Source organism: Melghirimyces algeriensis, from assembly GCF_900182565.1.
Classification (GTDB): domain Bacteria; phylum Bacillota; class Bacilli; order Thermoactinomycetales; family DSM-45169; genus Melghirimyces; species Melghirimyces algeriensis.
In genome coordinates this window covers 217,054-229,167 of sequence record NZ_FXTI01000004.1, presented here as the reverse complement: position 1 = coordinate 229,167, position 12,114 = coordinate 217,054, and the positions used below count along the sequence as shown (strand labels likewise).

The 12,114-nt window shown below is 44.5% G+C and carries 11 protein-coding genes; 1 reads left to right on the top strand and 10 read right to left on the bottom strand.

All coding sequences use genetic code 11. The features are described from left to right. Positions 1–266: 266 nt before the first annotated feature. From FN782_RS08190 to FN782_RS08175, 4 genes are all read right to left on the bottom strand, one after another. Positions 267–728, bottom strand: coding sequence for an Hsp20/alpha crystallin family protein (locus FN782_RS08190; RefSeq protein ID WP_142505286.1), 462 nt, complete (start codon positions 726–728; stop codon positions 267–269). Positions 729–914: 186 nt separating this feature from the next. Further along, a complete protein-coding gene (locus FN782_RS08185) occupies positions 915–1,913 on the bottom strand; it encodes a phosphotransferase enzyme family protein (RefSeq protein ID WP_142505285.1) in 999 nt (332 codons plus the stop codon). Positions 1,914–2,120: 207 nt separating this feature from the next. Then, complete coding sequence (locus FN782_RS08180; protein WP_142505284.1) at positions 2,121–3,356, bottom strand: MFS transporter; 1,236 nt, start codon at positions 3,354–3,356, stop codon at positions 2,121–2,123. Positions 3,357–3,824: 468 nt separating this feature from the next. Continuing rightward, a complete protein-coding gene (locus FN782_RS08175; protein WP_142505283.1) occupies positions 3,825–6,080 on the bottom strand; it encodes an immune inhibitor A domain-containing protein in 2,256 nt (751 codons plus the stop codon). Between the two features lie 258 nt (positions 6,081–6,338). Between FN782_RS08175 and FN782_RS08170 the strand changes: the two genes are divergently transcribed. Further along, positions 6,339–7,124, top strand: a complete 786-nt coding sequence (locus FN782_RS08170; RefSeq protein WP_142505282.1) for an N-acetylmuramoyl-L-alanine amidase — start codon at positions 6,339–6,341, stop codon at positions 7,122–7,124. 133 nt (positions 7,125–7,257) lie between these two features. Here the strand turns inward: FN782_RS08170 and FN782_RS16800 are convergent, their stop codons facing one another. From FN782_RS16800 to FN782_RS08145, 6 genes are all read right to left on the bottom strand, one after another. Beyond that, positions 7,258–7,428, bottom strand: a complete 171-nt coding sequence (locus FN782_RS16800) for a hypothetical protein (RefSeq protein ID WP_185956144.1) — start codon at positions 7,426–7,428, stop codon at positions 7,258–7,260. Between the two features lie 88 nt (positions 7,429–7,516). After that, on the bottom strand, positions 7,517–8,347 hold the full coding sequence (gene ehuA, locus FN782_RS08165) for an ectoine/hydroxyectoine ABC transporter ATP-binding protein EhuA (RefSeq protein ID WP_281285925.1): 831 nt from the start codon (positions 8,345–8,347) through the stop codon (positions 7,517–7,519). Between the two features lie 18 nt (positions 8,348–8,365). Continuing rightward, a complete protein-coding gene (gene ehuD, locus FN782_RS08160) occupies positions 8,366–9,034 on the bottom strand; it encodes an ectoine/hydroxyectoine ABC transporter permease subunit EhuD (protein ID WP_142505280.1) in 669 nt (222 codons plus the stop codon). A 3-nt stretch (positions 9,035–9,037) separates the two neighbouring features. Beyond that, positions 9,038–9,694, bottom strand: coding sequence for an ectoine/hydroxyectoine ABC transporter permease subunit EhuC (ehuC, locus tag FN782_RS08155; protein WP_246064893.1), 657 nt, complete (start codon positions 9,692–9,694; stop codon positions 9,038–9,040). Between the two features lie 82 nt (positions 9,695–9,776). Then, entirely contained in the window at positions 9,777–10,652 is an 876-nt protein-coding gene (gene ehuB, locus FN782_RS08150) for an ectoine/hydroxyectoine ABC transporter substrate-binding protein EhuB (protein WP_246064892.1), read from the bottom strand. 24 nt (positions 10,653–10,676) lie between these two features. Then, complete coding sequence (locus FN782_RS08145) at positions 10,677–12,113, bottom strand: aldehyde dehydrogenase family protein (RefSeq protein ID WP_142505278.1); 1,437 nt, start codon at positions 12,111–12,113, stop codon at positions 10,677–10,679. Position 12,114: the final 1 nt, after the last annotated feature.

The following is a 12,114-nucleotide window of genomic DNA, read 5'->3' as shown; positions in this document are numbered from 1 at the left end:
TCAGGATCAAAGGAGCACTCCTATCAAGCTTGAATGACCAAAAATTCATGGATATAATCCACGCATCGAACATTTTTAAATAGTATTTATATTTATGTAAATATTTTATCAAACAACATTATTGATTACAATAATGATAATATGAATAGATTGTATAAAGTCTACTAACTTAATATAATTTATTCTTCAATCTATAATAAGTAAAAACAGAATATACAACAAAAACCGCAATTCCTTACGGATTGCGGTATAAGCTTCCCAACCGTTTATTGATTCGGCTTGTTGATTCGGATTTTCCTTGGACCTCTCGACTGATCCTTCGGCACATCCACATAAAGGACCCCATTCCTGCTTTCGGCCGTAATCCTTTCTACATCGGCGTTTTCTGGCAACGTAAAGGATCGTTGAAAGGTACCGTAACGGCTCTCCATCAGGTGGTAGCGACTCTCTTCGCGGCGCTCTTCCCGGCGTTCGCCCCGAATGGTCAAGGTGTTCCCCTGAACCTCAATATCAATATCATCCTCCTCCATCCCTGGCATTTCCGCCTGAATCACATAGCGGTCGGCTTTTTCTTCCACATTCAGAGCAGGCAGGAATGTTCGTCCCCCCAACCCTTCCCCAAAAAACGTCGGATCATCAAATAACCGCTGAAAAGAACGATCCAATTCATGACGCAACCGTGTCAATGGATGGTCATCATTTCCATTATATCGCTCCAAAGATCCCATTTTATCCAACTCCTTTCGCAATGTCTCCCTTATTATGATCCACCGAGAAAAATATATAAGCCTTGCAAGCAGAAAACAATCTGACAATGGGTAATTCCAATAGGTTTACAAAACCCGGTTTGAACATTTCTCCAAAAAATACAAAAAGGAGAACCTTCCCGAAGAAGGTCCTCCTCTCCATCCTGATTATACATTGATCGCTGTGAAATCCAAATTTACAATCGGAGTTTCGTTTTCAATCTCATAACGATATTGCTTCAACATGTTTGCTTCTTCATCTTTCAGATCGTTCAAGTCGAAAAACTGATGAAACAGCCCATATAACAGCATATGGCGCAGACGAAGGAAGTCTGGGATATATTGATACCACCACGGGTCCAAATCATTTTCCTTCCTGTATCCAGTCATAAAATGGGTGAAGAAATGGCGTACAAACGCTTCCCGATCCTCATAGGGAACCGTTGGAAACCATTGGACATTGTAAAGGAGAATGGCAATGTCATTCATAAACCAGTTATATCCGATATCATCAAAATCAAAAGTGATGATTTTCCCCTTATCCCAATGAAAATTCCCTTGATGGAGATCGGCGTGTACCAATCCATAGGAATCCTTGCCTTTAGGCAGTTGATGAAGTTTTTCCATCAACTCTTCTGTTTTCTTCATCACCTGTGTTTGATGTTCTGGAACGTATTTACGCAAGTTTAGTTGCTCTTCTTCGTACCATTCTTGACGTTTATATGCGGGATTGCTCAACGTATACTGTTTGGTTAGGGAGTGCATCCGTCCGACATAAGCTCCCCATGTCTGAAAAAACGATTCATTCCAATCTTCTTTCCCAATCGGTTTCCCTGGAGCTTTTTCATAAGCGATGGCCAAAAAACGGCCTTCTTTTGCCGGAATCCATTCAATGAGATTTCCATCCATAGAAGGAACGGCTCGTGAGACGGTCAAACCATGATCCGCCAAATAATTTAACCATTCCAGTTCCCCCATGATATAGTTCGGATTGCGACGAATCGTGTGAGTGATTCGTAAAATTAAGGGTTGTTGATTCCTTTCAAACTCATAAACGTAATTCTCCGCATCTTTCACAAAGCGAACCTGCTCCACAGAAACTCCGTGTCTCTTTGCGGCTTCCGACAAAATGCCCTTATGGAACAGATCCCGAATTTCCTGTTTCAATGAAAAACCACCCTTTTTCATAGATACTCTTCGCCAGCAGTTCTTTGTATTTCTGAAACTCCGCTCTGCCCATCTGTTCACTTTCCCCTTCAAATCTTCACAAGAGGAAAAAACATTTTGACGCCACCCGGCATAAAACACCACCTTTCATATCACGAACTCATTGATACATACGAATTAAATCAATTCAAAAACCACTCACCATCTCTAAGTTGATTCCTTGAATACATCAAACGGACCGCCATATTTTTTCTTTAAAATTACCGCCAACAATGCAGATAAGGCAAACAAGCTGGCTGTCACAAAATAGACGGTCTTTACTCCCCATACATCAGAAATGAAGCCCATGATAAGAATGGATAAACCAAACGTTACATTGATGATTGTATTTTGAGCGGAAAACGCTTTTGGCAATAAATGACTGCTAATTCTATTCTGAAATAATGTTTTCTGAGCAATTCCACGCAATTGATAGGCAGGACCCATGAATACCGTCAATAAAAGTGCGATCCAGGGATTTGTATTGAAAGCAAACCATAATGTAAAGATACAAACCCCTGTCGAGCCCAGAAACATACTGTGATAGATGTGCTGATAGACCCATTTGGCAACAAACCAGATGACAAGCCCACCAATAATGGTACCAGCAAAGTAGCTTGCATTGATGAACCCCCACCAAGCTTCACCTTTCTGTAAAACATCTTTCACAAAAACGAGTACAATGGCTCCCGCCCAAATACTCCTTCCACAGATCTCAAACATCTCCATTAAGGATACCGAGCGCAGGATTGGATCTCTCCAAAGCGCAACCCATCCCTCTTTCATGTGATCCAGTTTACTTTTACTTTTGTCCCTTGAATCCATTGCCCCTTTTGGTTCTTTCAACAAAAACAGTGAAGCTGTGGAGACCGTCATCATTCCAATAATGATCCAGAGAAGCTTTTCCTCTCCTATATAGGCAATGAGTACTCCTCCCAGAGACCAACCCAGCAACCGAACCACCTGATCAGATGTGGCCAATAAACTGTTTGCCTGAATCAGCTGATTTGGCTGAACCAGCCTGGGTACCAAAGCATTCCGTGAGGGATTGGTCCATCCATCCAGAAATGATATAGAAAAAACAACCAACAACACCAAGGGCATAAAGAATGTAGCTGACGAAATAGGAATCAGAAAAATCGTCAAAATCATAAGAAGAATCGTTTGACCGACTTGAGATGTCATTAGAATCAAAGATAATCGGTAACGATCCATGACTAGAGGAGCCAATACTCCACTAATGGACTGACCCCCCACTTGCAAGACAGTAAATAATGCTGTAAATGTGACGGAATGAGTCACTTTATATATAAATGATATGATGGACAACATAAATAAAGCATCCCCCAGGTTCGCGAGGGACTGCCCGATCCAGAGAAATTGAAAAGAGAGATTTTTTTTCATTCATGTGCCTCCATTTAATACCTGCATCCATTGACTCTCTCTTTGAAGGAGTTATTGAAAAGGCGGTTCTCGGATCGTCTTCACATCCTTCCTCTTCCCACTTAATTATACAATGAAAAACAATCATTGGATGCCAGTATCGTCATTCCAGCCGCATTTTCCCCAAGGTGTCTGGAACAGCAATTGAAAGCGACGGATATTTCCCCATCCCTTTCATTACCACCTTTTTAATTTTGAACATTATTCGACACAAAAAATAAAAAAATTTCAACTGGTATCATCCATACACCCTTCCTCAAAAACATGGCAAACTCCCAATTTTTAATATACTATATTTAAAATAAAATATCTACTATGAATATCTCGCTCTGCATTCCCTTCTGTTTTCATTCTGTTCAAATCGTTGCTGCCTTTCTCTTAACCACAAATAAGGACCCATCCCAAAGGATCGGTCCTTGTGGTACGAAGTCAGCGTCTCCAAATTTGAATGACGCCCCCACGTTTTTTCTCTCTTTTCACTTTGATGCGAAGTCCGTATTTGGGGAGAATTTTACCCACGGATTCAGCCCCAGGCATGGAGTAATTCTTATGATCGTTAAATTTACGCGTTGGCCTAAAGGAGGGATACTTCAAATCTCCGTAATCCCGATAGCCTTCAATATCGACTGGAGAGGTTCGGCTGCGACTGAATGCTGCGTCTTTCAGCAAGTAACGGTCCGAGGCAGGCTTGGTCCAATCTTTGTTCCAATAGAGAAGTTTTTGATGGGCATCGACCACACCAACCAGACCATAGCCTGGATGTTGGCTGGTATTGTTGTCCATGTAGCGACCATCATAATGCCAGACGACCATTCCAGGATCATAGGTGAGGAAGCTGTCTCCTCGACGCAGATTGGCCAACCCTTTATCTACGCCATGATGGGTCCGCCACTCCACCAGATAGTAGCTTGGATGCTTGGTTCCAGTCCCATCAAAGCGGATAAACCCGTCCAAGTCAAACTTGGGGTCTTCGGCTCCATCTTCGAATAGGGTTTTATCATCCCCTGTCACTTGAATGTTATCTACATAGAATCCTTCTTTTGCCAACCCACCATCTGTAACGTAGTTAAATTCCAATTTCACTTTCTTTCCGGAAAAGCGGGAAAGGTCCAGTTCTTCTCTTACCCACTTGCCGTTTGTATCGTCGTCATAGGCTTGCAATTCTTGCTTTTCACCGGTGGCCTCATCAATCACATTGATATACAGGTAATCATATCCTGCTTCAATTTGACGCCACGAATCAAAGAAAAGGGTAGCATTGGATACGTCGGAAAGGTCCACAACCTCCGAGGTCATCTTGGTGTTCAAGTTGTCACCCATTTTGGAAAAATAAGCATATTCCCCATCTTTCGGCTTTGTAGGAGGCTCTTTTTCCACATCTGGCAGGTTGATCTTCAGTACTTTTCCAAAAAGATTCTTACTGTTAGCCTCTTTCAATTTCACTTTTTTCTTACCGCGAATATCCTTTAGGTCAATTTCCATCGGATGGGACCAATTTCCGCCAAACGTTGCCTGCAGAAACTGTTTGGACCAAGGATCCAGACCGGTCGGTTCCGTCCCAAGAATCTTACCGTTCCAGCTTCCACCTGACATCAGCGACCAGGAGCCAACTGGCGAACCGAGACTGCCATACGTGGTGTCATATAAATCAGGCAAGCCAAGGTTATGACCATACTCATGGCTAAATACCCCCACCGCTCCATCTTCCGGCTGAATCATGTAATCATAGGCCTTCAGAGATGTTCCCGGAATCGTTACCGGTTTTTTCAATGTCCAACGATGAGACCAAATCGCATCATCTCCCAGATCTCCACCGCCAGCTTCTTCTCCAATGCCTGAATGAACAACCATCAGGTTGTCCAACATCCCATCGGGTTCCATGACATTGCCATCTCCGTCAATATCATAAGGGTCCCGCTGATCATACTGATCTTCTTTCCCCTTGATCGATTTCCCGACGGATTCCAGAGTCTCTTTCACTAACTCACGAGGAGCTTGGTCGTTTTCTGTTAACGGATCATTTCCTCCGTAATGGGCTGCTTTATTCTTCGCCTCGGTCCAAGGGGTAACCGAACCGTCCACCGTCCAGCTTCCACTCGACTGATCACGATAATACTTGGCCATTGTGATCATCTTCAATCCCTCTGGGGTCTTATAGGAACGACGATTAAACAGCATCCCCTCATAATGTTTTGGACTAAAGTCCTTTGTATACAAAGAACCCTTTTCCTCTTTGATTTGGTTATGCTTGTAATCTGGAAACTCGATTAATGCCAAAGCAATTTGATCCTTATGTATTTTGGGACCTCTCTTCTTCTTTCCTTTGTTTGCCCGCGCAATGGATCGAGCCTGCATTTTTTCTTTTCCTTTTTTGGCTTTCTTACCAAATTTGCTAGAAGTATCAATTCCATTGGGAATTTGCCGTTTTTTCACATATTTGCGAACGGCTTTTTCCACTTCATCCGGAGAAGCGTTCTTTTTAATTTTCCCCTTTTTGATCAGTGCTTCCGCCAAGCGGTCAATATTGACTGTACCTACATCCACTGTCTCCTGACCTTGTTTCGGTTGGATCTTCCGCGTATCTTTCTTTTTAGCGAAAAGCATCCCAGGAGATGCTGCAACCGTTCCCGCGACAAGGGCCAAAGACAAAACTCCGGCCGCTACTTTGCCCAATTTCAATCTCATCATCCTTTCCCATTAAGATAATTCAGAATAAGATAAGATATCAAATCCATATCTAATTTTTTACAGAATCACCCCCCAAGTTATAATACTGAAAAATAACCTATGTTAATAAATTCGTCAATCATTTTTTCTAACCCTTCTTAAATTTATTTTTTTGAATGTATTTTGTGGATTTTTTTATTTTGGGTCTTTTTCCGTGACGAATGATTCTTTAAACTCATACTCTATTATAAAAAAGTAGAAAAGGTAGTTGATAGAATGACAACGATCATGATTGATCCCGGTCACGGTGGAAAGGATTCAGGTGCTGTATATGGCAGTTATAGAGAAAAGGATTTTACGCTGAACATTGGACTTCGCGTTCAGCAATATTTAAAGAAGCACTATCAAGCCACCATATTCATGACAAGAACCACAGACACTTATGTCAGCTTGTCCCAACGCACTTCCATGGCAACTGCCCAACATGCGGACTATTTCTGTTCCATTCATGTAAACGCGGGAGGTGGGACCGGCTGGGAAAGCTATATCTATAACGGCACAGTTCCTTCAGAGACGGTTGATGCTCAAACGGTTATTCACCAGCATGTCATGGGTGAGATTGGACCCAAATACGGGATTCGGGATCGAGGGAAAAAACGAGCCAACTTTTACGTCCTGCGGGAAACGAGCATGTCCGCCATTCTGTTGGAAAACTTATTTATCGACCATTCTTCTGATCTGAAACTGTTAACCGATTCAACCTTTATCCAGGATCTTTCCATTGCTATTGGTGATGGAATCGCTAGCGCCCTTCATATTCCAAAAAAGTTTATCTATAAAGTGATTGCCGGTTCATTCAAAAACCAATTCAATGCGGTTGATCGCGTGAATCACCTATCATCTCATGGGATTGAAGCATTTATTTGGAAAGTGACAATAGACGGAGAGGTTTACTACCGTGTTCAAGCTGGGGCCTTTCATCATCAGGATAATGCGGAGGAGCGATTAAAGGAGCTTAAAGCCATCGGAATCACAGATGCTTTTATCCTTCCAACGGAATAGAGGATTAGGCAAAAGAAAAGAGGAGCCTGCGCTCCCCTTTTCTTGTCATCCTTCCTTAGATTCTTCCCCTTACGTCGCTGCCTGAAAACAGTCTCGCATCAGTAAGAACACTGTTTTGTTCCATTCGTTTATTCTATGGGTTCACAAGTGAACGAGCTACTTTTTCCGCAGTCTCTTTCACCGTTTCCACCTTTTTCTCCCCTGTCGCAGGACTGGCATCAATCGCTTCCGTTTCAGGATGATGGATAAAAAACAGTGCCAATGCCATCAGAACAGATATTAGTTTCAACGATGTTTTACGCAAGATGGAAATACCTCCCCTTTTGAACAAAGCTCCTATGCATTTATTCGAAAGGGAAGGAGATTTTGAAACCTTTTTGTTTTGATTTTTATTAAGAGCTCCCATTCATGTGAAATCGTTTTAAAAACTCCTGCAACCGTTCCGTTTTGGGTTGAGTAAAAACCTGAGAAGGGGGTCCTTGTTCCTGAATGATTCCTTCATCGAAAAAGCAGATCCGATCTGCCACCTCATGAGCAAAACTCATCTCGTGGGTAATCAGCATCATGGCCATATCTCCTTGCTTGGCAATATCCTTGATGACTTGAAGCACCTCACCCACTGTCTCCGGGTCTAAAGCTGAAGTGGGCTCATCGAACAACATCACTTTGGGTCGCATCACCAAGGCCCGTGCAATGGCCACACGCTGCTGTTGTCCCCCGGAAAGGCTGGCGGGATAATCCTTCGCCTTTTCCAACATCCCCACTTTATCCAACATCTCCTTTGCCCGTTCTTCGGCCTCCTTTTTTGAAAGACCCAGAGCCTTTACAGGAGCTTCGGTACAATTTTTGAGTATGGTCATATGAGGAAACAGATTAAAATGCTGAAAAACCATACCGATATCCCCACGAACCTCGTGAAGATGTTTTTCATCAGCAGGGACCAGTTGTCCTTTGACTTCCTTATGCCACAGATAACGTCCATCCACCTCAATCGTACCGGATGTAGGCTTTTCCAAGGTCATCAGAAGTCTTGCCATGGTCGTCTTCCCGGAACCACTGGGTCCAATGATGGCCACACGTTCACCTGGATAGAGATCAAAATCAATCCCTTTTAACACTTCGGTATCCCCAAAGGCTTTTTTGATCTCTCTATATTTTACAATAGGGTCCTTATCTTGAATATTATAAGCCGTCAAGGCATTTGCATCCTGTGTTTCTACCACGCTGATTCACTTCCTTTCTTATTTGCGGTTCAAATCCAGTCGAAGCTCCAAACGTTTAATCATCAGCGATGCGGGATAGCTCATCAAGAGGAAGAAAAGTCCAACCAGAGTGATCGGTTCCAGATAACGGAATGTGGAAGAACCGATGCTTTGAGCCGTGCCCAAGAGTTCACCCACACTGATCGCCGCGAGAAGCGGGGTTTCTTTAAACAGAACGATCAGGTAATTGCCCATAACAGGAACGACGGGACGGATCGCTTGGGGTAGAATGATGGATTTCCACTTTTGAACCGGTGAAAAATTGAGTGCGGTAGCAGCTTCCCACTGCCCCTGGGGTACCGATTCAATGCCGGCCCGGTATACTTCAGACAGATAGGTACTGTAATGGATACCCAATCCCAGAATCCCCGCTACGATCGCTGGCAGGGCCACACCAAACAAGTCCGGAAATACAAAGAAAATAAAGTATAACTGAACGAGTGGTGGCGTTGTACGGACAAATTCAATGAAGCCGTATGTGGGCCAAGAAATCCATTTCTTTTGTGACCGACGGCCTAAAGCGAGGATCAGACCCCCGACAAGCGCAAAGGCAAAGGCTCCGATTGTGGCGCCAATCGTGACATGAATCACCTGAAGTAATTGTGGTAACACATCAGCAAATGTAAATTCCCAATCCCATACAGACATGGATTAAACCCTCCCCGCGCTGAACTTGCGCTCAAGCCAACGGAAAAGAAGTGTAACCGCATATCCGACAATAAAATAGGCAATGAGCAACAAGGACAAAAGTTGTGTATCGTGACCCACGGTATTTCGCATCTGCATCATTTTCTCCGTCATGTCAGATGTCAGCGCCAGAGAAACCAAAGCCGTTCCCTTCAACAGCTCGATCATCAAGTTCCCAAAGGATGGAAGCATGATTCTAAACGCTTGTGGCAGAATGATGCTTCGCATCCGTTGTATCGGAGTCATATTCAAAGCAATCCCCGCTTCTGTCTGTCCTTTGGGAATAGCCTGGATGGAGCTCCTCACGATTTCGGAACCATAAGCTCCATAGTTTAGTGATAATCCGATGATTGCCGCCAAACCTGGAGCAATATTAACCCCCAACAAAGGAAGGGCAAAAACGAGCCAAAATAATTGAACCAACAGGGATGTCCCACGAATAAATTCTATAATCAATCCGGAAACCCACCGAACAGGGGCAATCCCGGACAGCCGGCTAAAGCCGCCGATAAAGGACATCAAAAAAGATAATATTCCGCAAATCACCAACAATTGCAACGTAACCATGGCTCCCTCCAAAAGCAAGGGAAGCACGATGGAATAAACATCGATGGATATCACGCCCTTTTCCTCGATTAATGGAAAACACGGATAATCATTTCAATAGAGCGGGGGAGATTCCCTCCCCCTTCATAGGACACGTTTATCCTTTACAGAGTTCCTCTTGTGTTTTTCCTCCAGGCAGGTTTTCCTTTGAAAAATTAAATTTCTCCAGAATCTCCTGCAACTCTCCTGATTTTTCCAATTTATTTAGTTCTTTGGCGAATTGATCGCGGAATTTGGTATCATCTTTTCGGAAAGCAGCAGCACCAAAGCCGACAACGCTCTTTCCATCAATCACCGGCTGTTCAAAATCTTCCACTGTCTCTATCCCTTCTTTTCCTTGTGCTTCTAATATTTCTCGGAGAGAAGGGCCCGTCATGGTAATTGCATCGACTCGACCCGATTTAAGAGCCTGAATCACCGAGGGTTGATCTGAGAATGTTTTAATCTGGCTGTCTTTTACACCCAATTTCTTCATATAGTCGATTTCAATCGCTCCCCGCATAACGGCGACTTTTACTTCTTTTTTATCAGCAATATCTTGATAGCTGTGCAGATCCTTTGGATTTCCTTTCTTCACTGCCAGAGACTCCCCAATCTGATACTCAGGATCTGAAAAAGCAACCTCCTTACACCTTTCAGGGGTAATATACATGCCAGCAGTGATGACATCAAAGCGTTTGGCTTTCAGACCGGGAATCAATTGACCAAAGTCCGTCAAGACCGGTTCAATTTTTTTGACTCCCAAACGTTTGAAAATCTCACGTGAAATTTCCACCGCTTCCCCCGTCACTTTCCCACTTTTATCCCGGTAGGCGTAAGGTTTTTCATTGGCAAAACCAACCTTGATGACTCCCTCTTCCTTTGCTTTTTCCAGCGTAGATCCGGAGCTTCCCCCGACATCAAGGCTTCCACATCCTGTCAAAGAAAACACCAACACCAATGCGAGGACGATATGCATGATATTTTTCTTCAAAATGTCTCCTCCTCATCGTTTTTCTCAGCTTTTCAGCCGAAAACAAACCACTTTAGTTTCCGTCATCTCCCCCACGGCATGGCGGACACCTTCCCGGCCGAGTCCAGACTGTTTGACACCGCCAAAAGGCATCGCATCAATGCGGTAATCACTGCTGTCATTTACCATCACACCCCCGACTTGGAGTCGGTGAATGAGATCAAATGCTTTATCCAAGTCTTTTGTAAACACCCCGGCCTGCAATCCAAAATGCGTCTGATTGGCTCGTTTGACTGCTTCTTCTGCATCCCGTACCGGATGAAGGCTGACAACCGGACCAAACACTTCGTCCCACTCGATACGACTCCCCTGCGGGACATCGGACAACACTGTCGGAGTATAAAATGCTCCATCACGCTCTCCGCCGCAATACAGAACAGCTCCCTCTTTCATAGCTTCTTTTACCCAACGATCCACCCGTTCTGCTTCGCGGCAGGTGATAAGCGGACCCATATCTGTCTCTTCCGACAGTTTGTTTCCCGTGCGATATTGCCGTGTCCGGGCCACAAAGCCTTCCAAAAAGTCGGGGTAGACGGAATCTTCAATATAAATTCGTTGCACTTTGAGACAATTTTGTCCTGCTGCCCAGAACGCCCCGGATACACAAGATTGGATGGCTGTGGATAGATCCGCATCCCCAAGGATGATGGCCGGACAGTTGGAACCCAGTTCCATGTTTGCTTTTTTGATCCCGGCTTTCCCCGCAATTTTTTTTCCTGCTTCCACTCCCCCTGTAAAGGAGATCATACGAACCTGTGGATGTTGCACCAACGTATCCCCAACTTCACTGCCACGTCCGGGAACCACCGAAAAGACAGGGGAAGGGAGTCCCGCTTCCTGCATGACCTCCCACAACTTGAGGGCGCTCAATGGTGTAACGCTGGCAGGCTTAACAATCACGGCATTGCCGGACGCCACAGCAGGGCCCACCTTGTGTGCCACCAGGTTGAGGGGGTCATTAAACGGAGTAATGGCTGCTACCAGACCTACTGGAACGCGATACCAGCCACCCACCCGGTTTTCGCTTCCGGGCATTTGGTCAAAGGAAAGGGTTTCCCCATGGATTCGGCGTGCTTCCTCCGCACTGATCCGGATCGTCTCTACAGCACGACTCACCTCCTTACGCGCCTCCCGGATCGTTTTACTTCCTTCTCTGGCAATGACCATGGAAAACTCCTCTTTTCGGGAAGACAATAGGTCAGCCGTTCGATGCAATATGGAAACCCTTTGGTGAACCGGCATCTCTGCAGCGATCTTTGCACCATCCGCAGCGCGTTCTACCGCTTTATTCATACCTTCAGGAGTCACAGCGGGGACAGTTGCAATCAGGGAATCATCCTGTGGATCTCGAACCTCGATCCAATCTTTACATTTCACCGAATGTCCGGGACTAAATTCCATTTTGTCATGAATCGCTTTCATT

Excerpts from the sequence above, each read along its gene's own strand:
- FN782_RS08190 (WP_142505286.1), bottom strand. The coding sequence starts at position 728 with ATGGGATCTTTGGAGCGATATAATGGAAATGATGACCATCCATTGACA.
- FN782_RS08180 (WP_142505284.1), bottom strand. The coding sequence starts at position 3,356 with ATGAAAAAAAATCTCTCTTTTCAATTTCTCTGGATCGGGCAGTCCCTC.
- FN782_RS08175 (WP_142505283.1), bottom strand. The coding sequence starts at position 6,080 with ATGAGATTGAAATTGGGCAAAGTAGCGGCCGGAGTTTTGTCTTTGGCC.
- FN782_RS08170 (WP_142505282.1), top strand. The coding sequence starts at position 6,339 with ATGACAACGATCATGATTGATCCCGGTCACGGTGGAAAGGATTCAGGT.
- ehuD (WP_142505280.1), bottom strand. The coding sequence starts at position 9,034 with ATGTCTGTATGGGATTGGGAATTTACATTTGCTGATGTGTTACCACAA.
- FN782_RS08145 (WP_142505278.1), bottom strand. The coding sequence starts at position 12,113 with ATGAAAGCGATTCATGACAAAATGGAATTTAGTCCCGGACATTCGGTG.